Origin of the sequence: Shewanella submarina, assembly GCF_042646185.1 — a bacterium.
GTDB classification, from domain to species: Bacteria; Pseudomonadota; Gammaproteobacteria; order Enterobacterales; family Shewanellaceae; genus Shewanella; species Shewanella corallii.
Map to the genome: position 1 here is coordinate 212,346 of NZ_JBHRTD010000018.1, position 18,640 is coordinate 230,985.

16 protein-coding genes are annotated in these 18,640 nt (G+C 50.7%); 11 read left to right on the forward strand and 5 right to left on the reverse strand.

Annotated elements, in window-relative coordinates; translation table 11 throughout:
* Nucleotides 1–107 precede the first annotated feature (107 nt).
* A complete protein-coding gene (locus ACFOE0_RS18050; RefSeq protein ID WP_248934007.1) occupies nucleotides 108–662 on the forward strand; it encodes an SMI1/KNR4 family protein in 555 nt (184 codons plus the stop codon).
* 126 nt (nucleotides 663–788) lie between these two features.
* Nucleotides 789–2,165: an ATP-dependent RNA helicase DbpA gene (gene dbpA, locus ACFOE0_RS18055; RefSeq protein ID WP_248934744.1), complete on the forward strand. Its 1,377-nt coding sequence runs from the start codon at nucleotides 789–791 to the stop codon at nucleotides 2,163–2,165.
* 214 nt (nucleotides 2,166–2,379) lie between these two features.
* On the opposite strand, the gene ACFOE0_RS18060 is transcribed toward dbpA, so the two are convergent.
* Nucleotides 2,380–3,297: a M20/M25/M40 family metallo-hydrolase gene (locus ACFOE0_RS18060; RefSeq protein ID WP_248934008.1), complete on the reverse strand. Its 918-nt coding sequence runs from the start codon at nucleotides 3,295–3,297 to the stop codon at nucleotides 2,380–2,382.
* A 238-nt stretch (nucleotides 3,298–3,535) separates the two neighbouring features.
* Between ACFOE0_RS18060 and ACFOE0_RS18065 the strand changes: the two genes are divergently transcribed.
* Nucleotides 3,536–3,982: a hypothetical protein gene (locus tag ACFOE0_RS18065; protein WP_248934009.1), complete on the forward strand. Its 447-nt coding sequence runs from the start codon at nucleotides 3,536–3,538 to the stop codon at nucleotides 3,980–3,982.
* 80 nt (nucleotides 3,983–4,062) lie between these two features.
* Here the strand turns inward: ACFOE0_RS18065 and ACFOE0_RS18070 are convergent, their stop codons facing one another.
* Nucleotides 4,063–5,775 (reverse strand): WG repeat-containing protein, encoded by a 1,713-nt coding sequence (locus tag ACFOE0_RS18070; RefSeq protein ID WP_248934010.1) that lies wholly within the window; start codon nucleotides 5,773–5,775, stop codon nucleotides 4,063–4,065.
* Between the two features lie 110 nt (nucleotides 5,776–5,885).
* Here ACFOE0_RS18070 and ACFOE0_RS18075 point away from each other — a divergent pair, with 110 nt between their 5' ends.
* The 3 genes from ACFOE0_RS18075 (at nucleotide 5,886) to ACFOE0_RS18085 (ending at nucleotide 8,488) form a co-directional block, all read left to right on the forward strand.
* Complete coding sequence (locus tag ACFOE0_RS18075) at nucleotides 5,886–6,254, forward strand: hypothetical protein (protein ID WP_248934011.1); 369 nt, start codon at nucleotides 5,886–5,888, stop codon at nucleotides 6,252–6,254.
* A 193-nt stretch (nucleotides 6,255–6,447) separates the two neighbouring features.
* Nucleotides 6,448–8,019 (forward strand): GGDEF domain-containing protein, encoded by a 1,572-nt coding sequence (locus tag ACFOE0_RS18080; protein WP_248934012.1) that lies wholly within the window; start codon nucleotides 6,448–6,450, stop codon nucleotides 8,017–8,019.
* Nucleotides 8,009–8,488 carry a hypothetical protein gene (locus ACFOE0_RS18085; protein ID WP_248934013.1) on the forward strand — a complete coding sequence of 160 codons (480 nt, stop codon included), beginning with the start codon at nucleotides 8,009–8,011 and terminating at the stop codon, nucleotides 8,486–8,488. The genes ACFOE0_RS18080 and ACFOE0_RS18085 overlap by 11 nt, the downstream gene beginning before the upstream one ends.
* Here ACFOE0_RS18085 and ACFOE0_RS18090 read toward each other — a convergent pair.
* Nucleotides 8,447–8,809, reverse strand: a complete 363-nt coding sequence (locus tag ACFOE0_RS18090; RefSeq protein ID WP_248934014.1) for a hypothetical protein — start codon at nucleotides 8,807–8,809, stop codon at nucleotides 8,447–8,449. The two genes, ACFOE0_RS18085 and ACFOE0_RS18090, sit on opposite strands and share 42 nt — an antisense overlap.
* Nucleotides 8,810–9,103: 294 nt before the next feature.
* Between ACFOE0_RS18090 and ACFOE0_RS18095 the strand changes: the two genes are divergently transcribed.
* Nucleotides 9,104–10,009 carry a GGDEF domain-containing protein gene (locus tag ACFOE0_RS18095; RefSeq protein WP_248934015.1) on the forward strand — a complete coding sequence of 302 codons (906 nt, stop codon included), beginning with the start codon at nucleotides 9,104–9,106 and terminating at the stop codon, nucleotides 10,007–10,009.
* Nucleotides 10,010–10,057: 48 nt separating this feature from the next.
* On the opposite strand, the gene uvrA is transcribed toward ACFOE0_RS18095, so the two are convergent.
* On the reverse strand, nucleotides 10,058–12,889 hold the full coding sequence (gene uvrA, locus ACFOE0_RS18100; protein ID WP_248934016.1) for an excinuclease ABC subunit UvrA: 2,832 nt from the start codon (nucleotides 12,887–12,889) through the stop codon (nucleotides 10,058–10,060).
* A 289-nt stretch (nucleotides 12,890–13,178) separates the two neighbouring features.
* On the opposite strand from uvrA, the gene ACFOE0_RS18105 reads away from it, so the two are divergent.
* The 3 genes from ACFOE0_RS18105 to ACFOE0_RS18115 all read left to right on the forward strand — a co-directional run bounded on the left by ACFOE0_RS18105 (nucleotide 13,179) and on the right by ACFOE0_RS18115 (nucleotide 15,990).
* Nucleotides 13,179–14,546 carry an MFS transporter gene (locus ACFOE0_RS18105; protein WP_248934017.1) on the forward strand — a complete coding sequence of 456 codons (1,368 nt, stop codon included), beginning with the start codon at nucleotides 13,179–13,181 and terminating at the stop codon, nucleotides 14,544–14,546.
* Between the two features lie 35 nt (nucleotides 14,547–14,581).
* Complete coding sequence (ssb, locus tag ACFOE0_RS18110) at nucleotides 14,582–15,262, forward strand: single-stranded DNA-binding protein (RefSeq protein WP_248934018.1); 681 nt, start codon at nucleotides 14,582–14,584, stop codon at nucleotides 15,260–15,262.
* A 158-nt stretch (nucleotides 15,263–15,420) separates the two neighbouring features.
* Nucleotides 15,421–15,990, forward strand: coding sequence for a hypothetical protein (locus ACFOE0_RS18115; protein WP_248934019.1), 570 nt, complete (start codon nucleotides 15,421–15,423; stop codon nucleotides 15,988–15,990).
* A gap of 253 nt (nucleotides 15,991–16,243) precedes the next feature.
* Here ACFOE0_RS18115 and ACFOE0_RS18120 read toward each other — a convergent pair whose 3' ends face one another.
* A complete protein-coding gene (locus tag ACFOE0_RS18120) occupies nucleotides 16,244–17,197 on the reverse strand; it encodes a response regulator (protein WP_248934020.1) in 954 nt (317 codons plus the stop codon).
* A 165-nt stretch (nucleotides 17,198–17,362) separates the two neighbouring features.
* Here ACFOE0_RS18120 and ACFOE0_RS18125 point away from each other — a divergent pair, with 165 nt between their 5' ends.
* A complete protein-coding gene (locus tag ACFOE0_RS18125; protein WP_248934021.1) occupies nucleotides 17,363–18,571 on the forward strand; it encodes a sugar transporter in 1,209 nt (402 codons plus the stop codon).
* Nucleotides 18,572–18,640: the final 69 nt, after the last annotated feature.

Consider the following 18,640-nt stretch of genomic DNA (forward strand, 5'->3'; position numbering starts at 1 on the left):
CTTGTTGGTTGTGGCAGCCTAATAATTCAAACCCTCTGCAAAAGTGTGGTTGAATATATCGGGGTGGGCGCCCGCAGAAATGAAAAGGTACTTTGGAAAGGAACTAAATGAGCTATCTAAGTATTTCTGAACTCTGCAAATCCCTGTTGTGGGCTCCGGTCGACCATGAAAGCGGGGAGCGCGCCGATGTTTATTGTGCCACCGATACGGATCTGGATATCGCAGAATCCCGCCTGGGAGTTGACCTGCCACAAGATTACCGCTGGTTTATGAAACACTATGGTATGCGTGGCCTGGAAGACCCCAGAGTCAATGTCGGCTTGAATGGCATTTCCCTCTCTTTTCTTGGCATGTTTGCCGCCATAGATACGGCAGTGACTCTGACTCACCAATATGCAAGACCCAACCCCCTTGGACGAGCGGCCATTCCCGACAGAAGCCTGGTGATTGCAGACTCCATTGCCGGTGATCTCTTACTGCTTGATCTCTCAACGCGCGACTATGGCAAAGTGCGATTCAGGCATAAAGACCTGATGAAACAGGTTTGGACTGAAGAACCTCAGGAACTCACCTTATTGGCCAATTCATTCACTCATTTGCTGGAGCAAATTGTGGCCAGTCCCAGGCCTAAAGTTGAGCATTTACAGCTGCAGGAGTTTTAATCATTAGCTGGTGACAGTTGATGATATTTGATACTATTACCGTAATTCGCCGCACATATTCACTGTGCGGCTTTTCATTTTCTGCAGGACAATCCCTTGAATCAAACTCAAACCAACAGCCCTTCGATGGCATTTTCTTCTCTGGCGCTGAAAACTGAGCTGCTGTCGACGCTGGAGTCTATCGGCTTTGCTCAGATGACAGCAATTCAGGCTCAGAGCCTGCCACAGATTTTGGCTGGCAAGGATCTGATTGCTCAGGGTAAAACCGGGAGTGGCAAGACGGCTGCTTTTGGTCTGGGATTGCTGCACAAACTGAACGTTAAACGTTTCCGTATTCAATCTCTGGTGCTGTGTCCGACCCGTGAGCTGGCGGATCAGGTGGCCAAAGAGATACGTACACTTGCCCGGGGCATTCACAACATCAAGGTGCTGACCCTGTGCGGTGGTGTGCCAGTTGGGCCTCAGATTGGCTCCCTTGAGCATGGCGCACATATTATTGTGGGTACGCCAGGCCGGGTACTTGACCATCTGGAGCAAGGCCGTCTGGATTTTTCTGAGCTGACCACCCTGGTACTGGATGAAGCAGACCGCATGCTGGAGATGGGCTTTACCCAGGCGATGGACAGCATCATTGCCCAGACACCGGCTAACCGCCAGACCTTGCTGTTCAGTGCGACCTTCCCAGCCCAGATCCAGGGGATGGCTGAGCGTATTATGCACAAGCCTGAGATGGTGAAGGTGGAGTCGACTCACGACAGCCAGACGATTTCCCAGCACTTCTATCACCTGGAAGCGCGCAGTGAGCGTATGCAGGCGCTGCAACTCCTGTTATGTAAGTATCAGCCCGAGTCTGCAGTGGTGTTCTGCAATACCAAGCGTGAAACCCAGTCAGTGGCCGATGAGTTGGCTGCCCTGGGCTTTAGTGCTCTGGCACTGCATGGCGATCAGGAGCAGCGTGAGCGCGACCGTACTCTGGTGCAATTTGCCAACAAGAGTATCAATATTCTGGTAGCCACGGATGTCGCAGCCCGGGGGCTGGATATCGATAATCTGGATGCTGTGGTGAACTTTGAAATGGCCTACGACAAAGAGGTGCATATTCACCGTATCGGTCGTACCGGTCGTGCCGGCAGTCAGGGCGAAGCTTTCAGCTTCTACACAGGTAAAGACAGCTACAAGGTTGCCGCTCTGGAAGAGGTTCTGGGCCATGAGATCCAGGACGCTGAATTGCCAGGTGAGCAGTACCTGAATATTGCGCCTTACAAGCCGAAGATGACCACGATTTTGATCGATGGCGGTAAGAAGCAGAAGTTGCGTCCGGGAGACATCCTCGGGGCCCTGACGGCAGATAAGTCACTGACAGGTGACGATATCGGCAAGATTAAGATCACCGATATCCGCTCTTTTGTGGCGGTAAAGCGTCAATTCGGTAAGAAGGCACTGACTATCCTGAACAAGGGCAAGCTCAAGGGCCGGCAGTTCCGTGCTTTCTCTGTGTATTGAGTTGCTTCTTAGCTGAATAGCTTCAGGGAGTGGATACCGGGAGACTGGTATCCACTTTTTTGTATCACGCTGCCAAAGTTACCAATGCCGCTCCTGCCAATACGCCGGCAGCAAAGGTGCTTGCGCTGATAAGCCAAATCGACGGCATGGTTTTACCTGAATCATTGTTAAATGCTTGTTGGTAAAGAATATTAAGAGGAAACCCCTAAAATCATCAGTCAGCGAGGGGCGCTTTTTGGGTGATAAGCTGGTTGGTCAATTGGCTGACCTGAAGGATAAAGCTTAAATCCAGCCGTTCAACGCTGTCTTGCTCTGTGTGGTATTGGTTGTGGTTGCCACTGGCAAAAAACAGCCAGGGGATATCTTGCTTGTGGAAAGGGTAGTGGTCTGATGCTCTAAGCCAATCGATGCGGTCGCTGACAAAAGAGCCCCTGCCCATCCCTTTCGGGTGACCGACCCGGGCGCACAGCCCGATAGTTTGGTAACCCAGTTGCAGCTGTTGCAGTACCTGATTTCGGCTGGCCGGAACCATGCTTTGAACCCCTTCAACATACAGACGTCTGTGTTTATCCGGGCGGCCTACCATATCCAGATTAATCACCAGCTCAATCTGACTTAATACTCCGGCTTTCTGCAACTCCCTGACCAGCGCTTTACTGCCGTAAAGTCCGGGTTCCTCAGCATCGGTAAATACCATCAGCACATTGGCAGATAATGCCTGTTTCTTCAGGCTTTCGGCCACTGACAGCATGGCAGCCACTCCGGAAGCGTTGTCATCTGCGCCCGGAAAGTATTTGCCATCCGGACGACTAAGACCAGCTCTGCCGCCAAGGTGGTCATAGTGAGCCAACACCAACCGCCAGGGAGCATTGTCAGTGTCGGCTGCTGCCGGAAGTATCACCGCCAGGTTGATCCCCTGCTTGTCGGAAAAGCCCTGAGTGTATTCAAAGCTGTGTTGAAACTTATCTTGCCATCCCGCCAGTCCCAGCTGTTTGAACCTTTGCTGCAGATACTGACGAGTGAGTACAGCACCCTCACTACCGGTTTTTCTGCCATTCAGGGCTGGACTGGTGAGTTGTTCAAGATCATTCGACAAACTGCGTATCTGTTGGGCTGGTTCATTGAGTGTCATTGGCTCCTGGCAGCTCTCGCCAATTAGCCTGTCACTGCTGGTGCAAGCCGCCAACAGCGGAAGTATCAGGATTAGGGCGTTATTTTTCATGGCGATAAATCAGTCGAAGATGAGCCTTCAGTTAACTCTACCTTCAGCGTGTCCGCAACCTTAGTACTTTATCGTTCAGCTTGTGTTCATAGCTAAAAGGCTTTATTGATACAGTTTGTTACATCCGGAGGGGCAACAAGGAGCTCAAATGAAAACACTGAATAAAAGTTTATTGGCTATCGCACTGGGAGTATTAACCACCGCGGCTTATGCCGACCCAGATGACTATAAAAAAGAAGCGATGAAGCAAGAAGCAGAGTTGCGTCGGGAGCAAGCCGAACTTAAACGTGAGGCCGCAAAAGATAAGGCTGAGTATCAGCGAGAAGCTCGACAGTTAACTGCAGAAACGGAACGTGAGACTCGTAAAGCGCGAACTGAAGCTGAACGCGAAGCAAGAAAAGATCGGATGGAAGCGGAGCGTGAGGCCAGAAAAGCTGACGCTGAGTATCGAAGAGAAGCTAAAAAAGCAGATGCTAAAAAAGAAAAACGCAAGCTGGAGCGTGAAGCCGACAAAGAAGCCAGAAAGGCAGAAAAAGAAGCGCGTAAAGCTGAAAAAAAGCGTTTAAAGGCAGAGAAAAAAGCTGAAAAGCAGTAGTTGTCAGATCAGGTCTGAACTAATACATCTGAACAACGACAAATTAGTGCCGGGAGCATTGTCTCCCGGCATACTTCTTATCATTCGGCAGGGTATTGATACCAGAGGCCTTCTTTTCTTAATTTGATGACAGCACCAGTCTCTTCCCCAGTTACATAGTCATATTCAAAGGGAACCCGTAAATTTCCCTGCATATCAAATATGCCATAGCGATAACCGGTTTTGTCTCCCTGTTGCCACCTGCGCTGACCAACGATCACTTTGAGCCCTGGGTTATACCAAAAGGTTTGATACTCATTGGGGATAATTGTTTTGCCCTGAGCATCAATTAATCCTGTATCACCATAGCGGATACTGCTCTCTTTGACTTCGGTCACATGACTGAAAGTAAACAGACCGCTGTCATCCAGCGAGGATAAGTAGTTCATATCTAAAGGGATAAGCCAGTCTCTTGCGGCAAGGTCATATATTCCTTGTTTATTGCTGCTCTCTTTTACCATGTACAAAGAGTCACGTTCCCGCCAGATAAGCTCTGCTTTGAGTACTGACTTACCCGACATATCCAGCAATTCCCGGCCATTGTTTGTGTGCCCAATAAAGGCATTTCCACTGAAGTGTATTTCATCAAAGCGAGGCGGAATGACGGTTTCTCCCTGATCATTCAGTAACCCCGCTGCACCAAAAAAGTAGTCATCCGGGTTGTTATGTTTATCAAAGACCTCAAACCAGCCGGGAAGCTCATCTATTGGGTCAACATGGCCGTACTTAAACAGCTGGGTGCGCCACTGTGCCGTCAGCCAGGGCAGTCGATTGCCAGCGGGCAGTTGGTTGCATTGATGAATGAACTCCATCTGTTTTTTTACCGTGATGGAAGAGGGTAGAGATAGTAACAGGTTCAACCCAGATTCACTGATCATGCAGTAGCTGATAAATGCCTGAGGATTGCGTCTGCTTTGGAATAGCAGGCTGCCGGATTGTTTGCCCGCAACAAACTCCTTTTGGTAAGACAGCTCCCAATCTTTTTCTTTAGCGGAAGCAATAAGTTCGTTCAGGTAAGCTGGATCTGACTCGATATAGGCATCAACCGTATCAGTGAATGAATCAGGGTAGAAATAGAAGCCATCAAGGGAGTCCTCTTTCAACAGCCAGGAGGGGGTTAGCTGCCTGGGTAATATGTCGTCCAGTTGCAGGGCGAGTGGGTTTTCGTCCCACTGAGGAATAGTTTCCATCTCTCTGGCGGCATTAAAAGGCGCGGTATATTGCTTTTTCTGTGGTCCGGGAACGAAGGAGTGGAGTATTTCAAATGCGGCGTAGGCTGCTGGCAGATCGCCAGTATCAAATAGTGTCGCTTTACCCAGTACATGCTGCTTGCCTGTATATAAATAGGTGAATACATGCAACGCGTCTGCCGAATAATAGAGTACGCCGTTACTGGCTTCGTGAATGATTTCAGCGCCATGCTCGGTCAAAGCGTTGCGCCATGCCGGGTAGTCAAAGTCCGCCTTGGGGGCGTCACTGAGCACGATATCCAGGTTGTGGGGATGAATCACATAAACGGGGTTGTTCTCGGCGGTGAGCCGCAAATTACCTATGTACCAGAAGTAAAATTCTGACTCCCAAGCCATCAGTTCGGAATCGATTGGAATGTCCAGGGTAAGTTCATCGTGGAAGGGGACAGTAACCGTTTTCCATACCGGCTTTTCATCTTTCATTGCAGGCTCCTCTCTGGCTGTTGCCGACAAAACCAGGCTAATGGTTGAGCTCAGGAGCATAAATTTCAACAAATTGGCCATTCGTTCCCTCTTTTGGCTGGACTGTATCCCTCGTTAATGCAAATGTAAACTAACAGTGAAATATGCTGCGGGGCAATATGCTTGTGGCATAGTGTGCTAATGGAGGGGCTGTGGGAAAGAGAGTGTTGATGATTGGGTTGGACCCGGCTGTGGTCAATTATGATAAGTGGCCGGAGTTAACGGAAGAAAAACTGATGGCTGCGCTGAATATGGGTAAGGCAGCGTTGGAGTTTGAAGGTTTTGAAGTGGACTTTTGTGCTATCGACCATGGTGAAACGGCTGCTGAAGTGATAACTGCAGCATTACAAGAAACACAGTACGACTGCATCATGATAGGTGCAGGGGTACGCAACGACCCGGATGAGTTTCTGTTGTTTGAGCAGGCAATTAATCTGGTTCACAAACAGGCGCCTCAGGCCAGCATCTGTTTTAACACAGGGCCTATGGATGGAGTGGCCGCAGTCAAACGCTGGCTTTAAGTCGTCTTAATATAACTATAACAATGTGATGGAAAGTCGCGGTCGATACCTTTGGGATTCCAGTAAAGCTAATTAGCTTCCCGAATTTCGATTCTGCTTTCTAATTTAACCTTAAAAAATCACTTGTATCACATTAACTCAGGTTGCTCTCTGTTAGGTTAGCGGCCGATAGTCGTGCAAGGTGGGGCGGATAATGTTTTACACTGTTTACCAACCCATGGTGGGGGAGGGGGGAGTCTATGCTTATGAGGCTCTGGTAAGGCTAAGGGATAGCAAAGCAAATCTGGTTAATTTTCTGTCGACGCTGATTAATAAGCCTCTCTTTGATTATGAAAATATTCTCCGGATTCTGACTGAAAACAAAAACAATGAGATGCTGTTGTTTATCAACGTGCATGCGGAATCCCTTATATGTCAGGAGTTTGTTGAGCGTATAGCTAAGCTCAAACCATTTTTTCACCGTATGGTGATCGAAGTAATGGAAACTTCCTGCGATTCACCTGAGTTACTTTGCAGTAATGTGAAGCGATTACGGGAGTCAGGGCTGGCGTTTGCCATTGATGACTTTGGTGCCAGTTTTTCCAATCTATCTCGTCTGAGCGAGCTGGAAACAGAGTATGTGAAGCTGGACAGAACACTGCTCACCAAGGTATCCCATGATTTTTTTTCCTTTTCTGTACTGATAAAGATCTGCCAGCTGATCCTCTTTAATCGGCCGGACACCCGAATTGTTGTTGAAGGGATTGAGACCTGGACCCAGCATGCCCTGGTTAATGCTATCGAAAATTACATTAACCATAGTGTGATTCGTCAGGGGTATTTCTATGCCAGACCTCAGCAGGGCTTTGTATTACCTCCTGAAAACCTGCTCCCTGAATTCTTCGGGCAAAAAGAGCAAAGCCGTCATATCAATCAGAAGCTGACCTTAATTAAAGATGCTTATGAATCCTTTCTTGGCGCCGGTAATGAAGAGGCTTTTAAGTCAGATATGGCTTTCTACGCAAGCCTGGAATCCATCGGCATGATAGGTCTGAGCAAAAGTCTGGAGCTGTCGAAACAGATTATCGTGTTGAAAAACTCCGATGGAGACATGATCTATCATAACAAGAAAAGTCGTGACCTGATGGCGGTGGAAGATACATCCCTTAGTCGGCAGGAATTGACCCAGAGGTTTCCTGAGTTTGGTTTGTGCCTGGAAAATGATGCCCAGTTTTTGCAGAGTCATCAGGAGCTTTCCGTATGCGAAGAGCAGATCTATGACAAGACTTTCATTGTTAACAGGTATCTGATTGAGCGGGACGACCATGCGCCCAATATCCTCAGTTTTATTGTTGAGAAAGATAAAGCTCTGGTGGACAGATTCGACGAGATGACAGGCTTGTTGCTGCGTCATGACTACTCAGCTTATCGAGATATCAGTTGCCTGGCATTTATGGATATTAACGGACTCAAAGAGGTCAATGACTCCCAGGGTTATGAAGCAGGAGACAGGCTGATTATCGAGATGGGAGAGTTGCTGAAACAGTCATTCAGACAAACTGATCTGCTTATTCGCCACGGTGGAGATGAGTTTCTGATCCTTTGCAGAGACACGCTGGCTGATGAACTTAACCTGAAGTTGGCTAATCTGGCACAGCAGCAGAGTGCCAGGGGGTTATCTTTCTCCTGGGGCGTCTCGAATAGAAGCCAGGATATTTACCATGATATTGCCCTTGCATCAGAGCGCATGAAGCGGCGAAAAAGAGAAGAAAAATATGTCGTCTGATAACACCTTGAGTAAGCAGTTGTATCGACTGGAGCTGAGGCTGGATTGCTATTCCAGTGAACTGCTGGATTCGATGCTGGATCAGCTTAAGGAAAGGGCCAAACAACTGGAATACCTGGCGGTATCTACTGTGCTTTATACCCGAAACAAGCGACTCCTGATTCAGGATTTTGCCGAGTATGATGTCGCCGATGGGATACCCTATGCTTCAGTAACCCTGACGAACAGTCAGGGAGTTGTGCAGTACGCCAGTTATTACTCAGACTTTATGCCTGTGAATTTTGATGCGGTGATCCGCATGGCTCAGGCTATCGCTGTTGTCGAGCAGAAAGGGGAGCTGTGCCCGGCTAACTGGCATCCGGGTAAACGCACCGTCAGAGCAGATAGCTGGGATGTCGCCGACTATATTCTGAAGGAACTGCTGGTCTTACCGCTTTCCGAGCACTGTCAGGACAATACCCCCAAGTAACATCAGGGCGCCCAGCATTTGCATTGGGCTGGGAGCTATTTTCTGGATCAGAAAGGTTAAGGCTATGCCTGTGATAGCTGACATTCCGGCTGCAACCAGGACCAAAGAGACGTAGGGAAGTTGCTTGGCGCCTGAACCGTAATAGACGGAGAAGCCTACCGCTGAGATATACATAAGTGGTATGGCAAACAGGCAGAGTTTAGCTGCTGAGAGAAACACATTGGAAGCATCCAGATAACGGATGCTGAGCATATTTGCGAAGTGAACACAGCCGGTGGCCAAAGCCAGGGTGCCGGCGAGCTTAACCAATTGAAGCGCCATAAATTCTGCCTGTGATATCCAGCCATGCAAGTTTGTTGCACGGCCCAATGTCAGACAGAAGAAGGTCTCCTGAATACCCTGTCTGTGAATTTTGCCACCTCATGCGGCGGCGTGCATATTAATCATGTGCTCAAAAAACCTCCATTTTCGATCGCGCTTTTGTGATCTGTGTCACCTTGTTTCGGTCGGGTTATCGGCTTTAACGTGTCGGTTTTGTTGCTTTTTAGTGCCTGGTTGATATTTTGTAGTCAGACTAATTACTGAAAGCCGAACGCCAAGGATGAGCAAAGGCATATGGAAAACCTTAACCCTGAGCAGTTGAGTGAGGTAGTTTCACTTCTGCCTGATCCTGCGTTTATTCTCTCCATTGATGGCAAATATATCGCCTATCTGGGCGGTGTCGACCGACAGGCCTACCATGATGGCAGTCCCCTTGTGGGCCACTACTTAAAAGATGTTCTCCCCATTGATAAAGCGCTCTGGTTTCTCAGTCAGATAGAAAAAGCTATATCTGATAATGAGATACAGATTGTTGAGTATGATCTCGATATTGCTGAGTTAAATGAGGTGGGGCGTGAAGGCCCTGAGGGTGTGCTCAGATATGAAGGCAAAATCGTTCCCCTGACCAGTAAGTTCGAAGGTAAACGTGCAGTCCTTCTGCTCACCCGCAATATCACCCGGAGATACAAGCTCGAAAAACAGCTTCGTATTCTCAGCGAGACCGATGGGCTGACTGGCTTGTTTAACAGAAGGTTCCTGCTGGACACCCTTGAAAAATATCTGAGTACCAGTCGCTACCAAAGCCAGGCTGCTTCGCTGATTTTCCTTGATGTGGACTTCTTTAAAGAGATTAATGACCAGAATGGCCACCTTGTGGGTGATGAGGTGTTGAAACAAATTTGCCAGCGTCTGGAAACCCAGCTCAGGACTCAGGATATAGCAGCGCGGATTGGCGGAGAGGAGTTCGCCGTGTTCCTGCCTGAAGCCTGTATGGAGGAGGCGACACGGGTTGCGGAAAGGATCCGCTGTATCATAGATGCCAGCCCTGTCACTGTTGGAGAGTTGATTATGCCGGTGACTATCAGTGCGGGCATTACCGTGTTAGCCAGTGATGACGATGTCAGCCAGGTGTTGACCCGGGCAGATAAAGCCCTCTACCAGGCGAAATCGCTTGGGCGGAATCAGGTCAGACGGGCCTGATTGATGAAAAACAAAAGGCGCCTCGAGGGCGCCTTTTTGATTCTCTGCTCAGGACATCTTTTCCAGCAGCGGCTTAAGGAAGCGCGCGGTGTGAGAGGTGGGATGCTCAGCCACCTCTTCCGGTGAGCCGGTAACCAGAATCGTACCACCACCTGAGCCGCCTTCAGGACCCAGATCCACAATCCAGTCTGCGGTTTTAATCACATCCAGGTTGTGCTCAATCACCACCACGGTGTTGCCATGAGACTTGAGGCGATGCAGTACATCCAACAGCAGCTGAATATCGGCAAAGTGCAAACCGGTCGTTGGTTCATCCAGAATATAAAGTGTCTTGCCGGTATCCCGTTTGGACAGCTCTTTGGCCAGCTTAACCCGCTGGGCTTCACCGCCGGATAGGGTCGTGGCACTCTGACCCAGGCGGATATAGGACAGGCCCACATCCATCAGGGTTTGTAGCTTACGGGCAATGGCAGGTACAGCATCGAAGAAGCCACGGGCTTCCTCTACCGTCATCTCCAGCACTTCATGAATGTTCTTGCCTTTGTACTTCACTTCCAGGGTTTCACGGTTGTAGCGCTTACCCTTACAGGAGTCACAGGGCACATACACATCCGGCAGGAAGTGCATTTCTACCTTGATCAAACCATCACCCTGACAGGCTTCGCAGCGTCCGCCTTTTACGTTAAAGGAGAAGCGGCCGGGCTGATAGCCACGGGAGCGAGACTCCTGAGTCGCCGAGAACAGCTCACGGATTGGCGTGAAGATACCTGTGTAGGTCGCCGGGTTGGAACGAGGCGTACGGCCAATCGGGCTTTGGTCGATATCCACTACCTTGTCGCAGTGGTCCATGCCTTTGACCTTTTTGTAAGGTGCAGGCTCATCCACTGTGGCCTTGTTCAGCATACGGTGGGCAATCTTGAAGAAGGTGTCATTAATCAGGGTCGACTTACCTGAGCCGGATACCCCGGTAATACAGGTCATCAGGCCCACAGGAATAGTCAGGTCGACATCTTTAAGGTTGTTGCCACTGGCACCGAACAACTCAATCACCTTACTGGCATCATAAGGGATACGTCCGCCCTCAACAGAGATCTGCTTCTTGCCGCTGATGTACTGGCCGGTAACCGACTTGTCGCAACCGACGATGGCTTCAATAGGGCCATCACAGATCACTTCACCTCCGTGAACCCCTGCGCCCGGACCGATATCGATAATATGGTCTGCCATGCGAATGGCATCTTCGTCGTGCTCAACTACGATAACCGTGTTGCCCAGATCTCTCAGGTGAGTCAGGGTGCTAAGCAGGCGCTCGTTATCGCGCTGGTGCAAACCAATGGAAGGTTCATCCAGTACGTACATTACCCCCACCAGACCGGCGCCAATCTGGCTGGCCAGACGAATACGCTGAGCTTCGCCACCGGACAGGGTCTCTGCACTGCGGGACAGGCTCAGATAGTTAAGGCCCACATTCACCAGGAAGCCCAGACGGTCGCGTACTTCTTTGAGGATCTTTTCGGCAATCTGTGCCTTCTGGCCATCAAACTCCAGGGCATCGAAGTAAGCCATGGCTTCGCCAATGGACCATTCGGTCAGGGTCGGCAGATTCAGCTCTTTAATAAACACGTTGCGGGCTTCTTCCCGCAGACGCGAGCCACCACAGCTGTTACAGCTCTGGTGAGAAATATACTTGGCCAGCTCTTCACGCACCGAGTTGGACTCGGTTTCCCGGTAGCGACGATCCATATTGTTGAGGATCCCCTCAAACGGGTGCTTACGAACCACCACATCGCCACGGTCGTTGATGTACTTAAAGGAGATCTCTTCCTTGCCTGAGCCGTAGAAGATGATCTTCCGCACTTTGGCGGGCAGATCCTTGAACGGTACTTCCACATCGAATTTATAGTGTTCGCCCAGCGACTTGAGCATCTGGAAATAGTAGAAGTTACGACGGTCCCAGCCGCGAATCGCACCACCGGCCAGCGACAGGTCATCGCTGATCACCACCCGCTCAGGATCGAAGAAGGTCTGCATGCCCAGGCCATCACAGGTTGGACAGGCACCAGCCGGGTTGTTAAAGGAGAAGATTCTCGGCTCCAGCTCCGCCATAGAGTAGCCACAGATAGGGCAGGCGAAGTTGGCAGAGAAGATAAGCTCTTCACCTTCACCATCCATAGGGGCAACCACGGCAATACCACCGGACAGCTCCAGTGTGGTTTCAAAAGATTCCGCCAGCCGCTGCTGCAGATCCGGTTTGACCTTGAATCTGTCCACCACCACTTCAATGGTGTGCTTAACGTGCAGGTCCAGCTCAGGTGGGTCGGACAGGTCACATACTTCGCCATCGATACGGGCACGGATATAACCCTGAGCGGCCAGGCTGTCCAGCAATTTGACGTGCTCACCCTTACGGCCTTTGACCACAGGCGCCAGCAGCATCAGACGGTCGCCCTCAGGCATCTCCAGCACTTTGTCCACCATCTGGCTGACCGTTTGTGCTTTCAATGGCTGGCCATGAGTCGGGCAGCGGGGCTCACCTACGCGGGCAAACAGCAGACGCAGGTAGTCATAAATTTCGGTAATCGTGCCCACGGTTGAGCGAGGGTTGTGGGAGGTGGACTTCTGCTCGATGGAGATAGCCGGGCTCAGACCTTCGATATGGTCGACATCGGGCTTTTCCATCAGGCTGAGGAACTGACGCGCATAGGCGGAGAGCGACTCAACGTAGCGACGCTGGCCTTCGGCATACAGGGTATCAAATGCCAGGGACGACTTGCCCGAACCGGAGAGGCCGGTGATGACGATGAGTTTGTCCCGTGGAATTGTCAGGTTGATATTTTTGAGGTTGTGGGTGCGGGCACCCCTGACTTCAATATTGTCCATCTCTCGCTCAAGGTTTGGCTGCACAAAAGAGCATAAGTATCGCACAGAACACTTTGTGATTGCAGGCAGTATTAGCGATTAGCTTAAGCGATGCTTTGCTTGCCGGGCGAAGTAAAGTCAGACCTGTGTCAGCAGTCTGTGATGTGACTTGTTTGGCATGGACAGTTGCCGTTCAGCGGTTTGGTTTTCTTGCCAAAAGGTGAATTCGGTTTAAGGGTTTTGTTTTGGGCATATGAGGGGCTTATGTTAATATCCCGCCCCTGAATTTTAACCAGCAGGACAAATTTTCATGTCGGCAAGCGGTCTGTCGGGCACAGAGAAAAAAGTCGCGTTTTCCCTCGCCAGTGTGTTCGGATTGCGAATGATGGGCTTGTTTATGATCATGCCCGTGTTTGCGCTTTATGGTCAGCACCTGGAAGGTTTCTCTCCACTGTGGGTAGGTATCGCCATTGGTGCCTATGGTCTGACTCAGGCTGTACTGCAAATCCCCATGGGTATTCTGTCGGATCGCATTGGCCGCAAGCCTGTGATTATGGGGGGCCTGTTGGTGTTTGCGCTTGGCTCTGTGGTTGCTGCCATGGCAGACAGCATCTATGGCGTGGTCGCGGGCAGGGCACTGCAGGGGATGGGAGCGATTGCCGCCGCTGTGCTGGCTCTGGCTGCCGATCTCAGCCGTGATGAGCAGCGCACCAAGGTGATGGCTATTATCGGCATGTGTATCGGTTTCTCCTTTGCACTGTCGCTGCTGGTAGGCCCGGTTGTTGCCCAGCATCTTGGATTATCTGGCTTGTTTGCCATGACTGCCGGTTTGGCATTGCTGGGCATAGTGATAGTGCAGCTGCTGGTGCCCAACCCGGTAACCCATGCGCCTAAGGGGGATACCCTGGCTGCACCTGCCCGTATTGTGCAGATGCTGAAGAACCCTCAGCTTATCCGTCTTGATGCCGGTATCTTTATTCTGCACCTGGTGCTGACGGCGGTATTTGTAGCGCTGCCTTTGGATCTGGTGGATGCCGGCTTTGCCAAAGAAGAGCACTGGATGCTTTACTTCCCGGCCTTTATCGGTGCTTTCTTCCTGATGGTGCCCCTGATTATCATCGGCGTGAAGCGCAAAAACGCCAAAGGTATGTTCCAGGTGGCTTTGGTGATTCTGCTGGTGGCACTGGGCATGATGGCAGCCTTCTCCCACTCTCTGGTGGGGTTGAGTGTGGCTGTGGTGCTCTTCTTTACCGGTTTTAACTACCTGGAGGCGTCACTGCCGAGTCTGATTGCCAAATTCTGCCCTGTGGGTGAGAAAGGGACAGCCATGGGCGTATATTCCACCAGTCAGTTCCTGGGCGCCTTCTGTGGCGGCCTTATCGGTGGCGGTGCATACCAGTGGCTGGGAGCCACCGGGGTGTTTATCGCTGGTATGATTCTGATGGCAATCTGGCTGATTTTGAGTCTGGGAATGCAGAATCCTGTGCTGCTGAAAAGTTACACTTTAGCGGCAAATGTTGAGGGAACTGATCAGGCAAAAACAATGGCCATGGAACTGTCGAAATTGGCCGGTGTGGCGGAAGCTATTGTGGTGCTTGAGGAAAAAGTTGCATATTTAAAAGTCGATGAGCATTTCGATTTGAGACAAGCTCGAGCTGTGTTAGGCTCTGTCAATTAAACAGATTTTTTCGAGATTAATCGCAGGAGATTTTAATGGCCAGTCGTGGTGTGAATAAAGTGATTCTGGTAGGTAACCTGGGGCAAGACCCTGAGGTTCGCTACATGCCAAACGGCAATGCTGTTGCCAATGTCACTGTTGCAACCAGCGAAACCTGGAAAGATCAACAAGGTCAACAACAGGAGCGCACCGAATGGCACCGTGTGGTGGTATTTGGCAAACTGGCTGAAATCGTGGGCGAATACCTGCGCAAGGGTTCTCAGGTTTACTTTGAAGGTAAACTGCAGACCCGTAAGTGGAAAGATCAGAGTGGCCAGGATCGTTACTCCACTGAAATCGTGGTTGATCAGGGCGGCAGTATGCAGATGCTGGGCGGTCGCAACCAGGGTCAGGGTGGTGGTCAAAGCCAGGGCGGCTATGGTCAGCAGAACCAAAACCAGTATGGCGGTGGTCAGCAGCAACAGCAGTACCAGGCATCTCAGCAGGGTGGTTACGGTCAGCAGCAGACTGGTTATGCACCACGTCAGCAGCAATCTGCTCCACAACAGCAGCAGTCTTCCGGTTACCAGCAGTCTGCGCCTCAACAGCAGTCAGCTCCTGCACAGCAGGCACCGGCTCAGCGCCCGGCTCCTCAGCCACAGCAACAAGCTGCGCAGCAGAACAACAACTACACACCTGATCTGGATGACGGTTGGGACGACGATATCCCGTTCTGATCATCCGGTTAGTTACTCAAAAGCCCGCACATGCGGGCTTTTTTGTTTTTTTGGAGTAACATTTTATTAACTTTGTCTCTGTTGGTATATTAAACCAGTCTGGCTGAACAGTTGAGTTGTATGTGTAGCCTTAAAATAACAAAGAAAGGATACTATATATGCGCTCAAATACTTTGGCTGTGGCTGCCAAGTTGACATCTCTGGCCGTGGCGATGGCTTTGCTGTCCGGTTGTGAGACCACGAATTCTATTCCCTACAAAGCATCCACTGAAAACGTACTGACCATTCAAAGCAAGCTGAAAGAACAGGGCAAGCAGTTAAGGCTTGGGGAGATCTCTTTAGCTGCAGGCGTTAATGAAAGCCCTGTGTGTCGCCTGAATGGCCCTATCAGGGTTAACCCAGGTAAAACACCGACTCAATATATTCAGTCTGCGTTTCAGGAAGAGTTGTTTATGGCCGGTGTTTACAGCTTGGACTCCAACAACATAGTGAGTGGTCAGGTGACAGAATTAAGCTTCAGTTCTGTCAGTCCTGCATCCTGGAGTATCAGTATGCAGGTCTCTTCCAACAACAGCTCAGGTTATAGTGTTACGGTTAACTACCCATTCGATACCAGTTGGACGGCATACAGTGCGTGCAAGAATGTAGCAGATGCCTATGGCCCTGCGGTGCAGATGTTGATTAAAGAAGTAGTTAACAACCCTGGGTTTGACGCGCTGATTCAGTAAGTCTGTAGAGGTTGAGAGTGACGCTGGCCGTTTGGCCGGCGTTTTTGTTTTGGCCACACAAAAAAATGCCAACCATCGGAGGTGGTGATGGCTGGCAAGATAAGCGTGTATTTGGAAATCACATGCACCAACTGTAGCAATTTGTCATTGGGGGCTGCCAAATCGCTTTTCAGTCAGCGACTTATTTATAGCCTGAGTTAGCCTTTCAGTCTTTTGAAAGAGTTTGAAAATTATTGAAAGCCATTAAAAACAGTTAGTTATCATCGGTTTCTATAGGCAGGTATGCTGCCAGAAGCTGGTATAACTCCTCATCATCAACGGCAACTCCCTGAGCTCCATAATCTTTCAGCAACTGTTGCTGCGCCTCGGAAGGCAGAATGGTGTACATAAAGAAGGGCGTTTCATGTCCGTGGCGGCGCATGGTTTCCACCAGTTTTAATCCGGCCAGAGGATCACTTTGCCGCCCCATATCTGAAATCACCACATCGTATTGATACATGCTCAGCAGGATAAGGGCATCCTGTGTCGACCTGGTGTTGTAGACAGCGACCCCCTGATTCTCGAGGAATTTCCGTTCCACCTTATTGTTTTCGGGGTGATCATCAACCCAAAGTACCCTGGCTCTGGTGTCGGCAGGTTCGCTGATTTGCAGCGGCTTGCTGTTATCGAGCCAGAAATAGAGTGTGGCTGACAGCAACAATAAGGTGACTGCCAGGCTGGCGATTAGCCTGACCGGGCGAGTGGTTCGGGTTTGCCTGTCGGCGGCAGCGGGCTCTGTCTGCGCTGAGGACTCTCTCTGCGCTGAGGGCTCTGTCTGCGCTGAGGACTCAGGCGGTGCAGGCTGCTCTTGCTGCAGCATGGTCAGCACTTCTGCGGAGAGTCTGTAGCCCCGGCCATGGAGGGTTTGGATAATGGCGAAGTCAGCCCCGACGGACTTAAATAACTTTCTGGCATCGGAAATCAGGCGTGAAATGGACCAGTCGCTGACCACAGTATCCGGCCAGAGACTATTCAGCAGTGTCTGCTTATCCACATGCTCAGGTGCATGCTCTATCAGTAACAGCAGCAACCTGACAATGCGCTCATCACAGTTAAGCAGTTTCCCCTCATGACTCAAACTTTGAGTCAGGGTATCAAGCTCAAACTGATCGAACCTGTAGCGCATCAGCTCCCCCAAAAGATGACGTTGCGAAATTGTTAAATGCATTGAATCACCACTGCTTACATCTAGTCAAACGCCAAGTTGTTTCAAGAGTTTGATGCAATCGTGATTCCACATACTGACAGAATTTTTCTGGTTGAAATTTGACCATTGTCAGATGGGTTTATGCACTGTAGAATCTGCTCCCTTTTTCGCCTGATTAACCTGAAGATGCAAGCTCAACCTAACACCATGATGCCCTGGGTCAGGGTCTTTCTGCTGGCATTGGCCGCGTTCATATTTAATACCACAGAGTTCGTCCCTGTCGGCATGCTGGGCAATCTGGGTGACAGTTTCGGTATGCGCCCGGAAGAGGTGGGCCCCATGCTGACCATTTATGCCTGGATCGTGGCCCTGGCTTCGCTGCCAGCTATGTTGCTGCTGGCCAATGTAGAACGCAGGCGTTTGTTGCTGTGTGTCTTTGCCCTGTTTGTAGGCAGCCATATCGTCAGCGCGATGGCGTCCAGCTACAGTATGTTGCTTGTCTCCCGGGTCGGTATTGCGTTGGCGCACTCAGTATTTTGGTCAATCACTGCTGCCATGGCGGTTCGTCTGGCACCGCAAGGTAAGAGTGCGCAGGCCCTGGGGCTGCTGGCAACCGGCACTGTGCTGGCTATGGTGCTGGGTATCCCTCTGGGACGGGTAGTCGGTGAGTGGTTCGGTTGGCGCGCGACTTTTGCCGGCATAGGTATCACCTCTGCTCTGGTGATGCTGGCGCTGTGGCGCTGGCTGCCAACACTGCCGGTATCCAACTCAGGCAGTCTGGCGAGTTTGCCACAAATTGCCCGTAATAAACCTCTGTTGTGGTTGTACTTGTTGACTGTGATTGTGGTGACAGCCCACTTCACCGGCTACACCTATCTTGAGCCTCTGGTACAGCAGGTTTGGCATTACAGTGGCGATGTCACGACCTGGGTTCTGCTGGCCTATGGTGCCGCTGGTATTGTTGGCAGCACTCTGTTCAGCCGACTCCAGCCGAAACATCCAAACAATCTGTTGGTGGTGGGAACTGCTTTGCTGGCTCTGTGTCTGGCCATGCTCTCTTCATCGGCTCCGGCACTGACTCAGTTAATTCCGGGCGCCATGCTGTGGGGTATCGCCATGATGCTGGTGGCATTGGCCATGCAGGCCCGGGTACTTGAGTATGGTGCCAGTGCCACAGATATCGCCATGGCGATCTACTCAGGCATTTTCAATATTGGCATTGGCGGTGGCGCCTTGCTGGGCAGCCAGGTCGCGATTCATTGGGGTGTAACCAACAATGGGCTGGTGGCTGTGGGTGTGATCGCATTTGCCATTATTCCGCTGCGATATCTGCTGCGCCGCGGCAGAACAGACAACACAGATCCCGGCCTGGCCCAGGTGCAGTCCCAGCCCTGAGTAAATCATACGCAGGGCTGACACCCTTGCTGTTGATGTCCCCAATATTGCTTGCTAGGTGATTGTAAA

Excerpts from the sequence above, each read along its gene's own strand:
- ACFOE0_RS18050 (WP_248934007.1), top strand. The coding sequence starts at position 108 with ATGAGCTATCTAAGTATTTCTGAACTCTGCAAATCCCTGTTGTGGGCT.
- dbpA (WP_248934744.1), top strand. The coding sequence starts at position 789 with ATGGCATTTTCTTCTCTGGCGCTGAAAACTGAGCTGCTGTCGACGCTG.
- ACFOE0_RS18060 (WP_248934008.1), bottom strand. The coding sequence starts at position 3,297 with ATGACACTCAATGAACCAGCCCAACAGATACGCAGTTTGTCGAATGAT.
- ACFOE0_RS18065 (WP_248934009.1), top strand. The coding sequence starts at position 3,536 with ATGAAAACACTGAATAAAAGTTTATTGGCTATCGCACTGGGAGTATTA.
- ACFOE0_RS18070 (WP_248934010.1), bottom strand. The coding sequence starts at position 5,775 with ATGGCCAATTTGTTGAAATTTATGCTCCTGAGCTCAACCATTAGCCTG.
- ACFOE0_RS18080 (WP_248934012.1), top strand. The coding sequence starts at position 6,448 with ATGTTTTACACTGTTTACCAACCCATGGTGGGGGAGGGGGGAGTCTAT.
- ACFOE0_RS18085 (WP_248934013.1), top strand. The coding sequence starts at position 8,009 with ATGTCGTCTGATAACACCTTGAGTAAGCAGTTGTATCGACTGGAGCTG.
- ACFOE0_RS18090 (WP_248934014.1), bottom strand. The coding sequence starts at position 8,809 with ATGGCGCTTCAATTGGTTAAGCTCGCCGGCACCCTGGCTTTGGCCACC.
- ACFOE0_RS18095 (WP_248934015.1), top strand. The coding sequence starts at position 9,104 with ATGGAAAACCTTAACCCTGAGCAGTTGAGTGAGGTAGTTTCACTTCTG.
- uvrA (WP_248934016.1), bottom strand. The coding sequence starts at position 12,889 with ATGGACAATATTGAAGTCAGGGGTGCCCGCACCCACAACCTCAAAAAT.
- ACFOE0_RS18105 (WP_248934017.1), top strand. The coding sequence starts at position 13,179 with ATGTCGGCAAGCGGTCTGTCGGGCACAGAGAAAAAAGTCGCGTTTTCC.
- ssb (WP_248934018.1), top strand. The coding sequence starts at position 14,582 with ATGGCCAGTCGTGGTGTGAATAAAGTGATTCTGGTAGGTAACCTGGGG.
- ACFOE0_RS18115 (WP_248934019.1), top strand. The coding sequence starts at position 15,421 with ATGCGCTCAAATACTTTGGCTGTGGCTGCCAAGTTGACATCTCTGGCC.
- ACFOE0_RS18120 (WP_248934020.1), bottom strand. The coding sequence starts at position 17,197 with ATGCATTTAACAATTTCGCAACGTCATCTTTTGGGGGAGCTGATGCGC.
- ACFOE0_RS18125 (WP_248934021.1), top strand. The coding sequence starts at position 17,363 with ATGCAAGCTCAACCTAACACCATGATGCCCTGGGTCAGGGTCTTTCTG.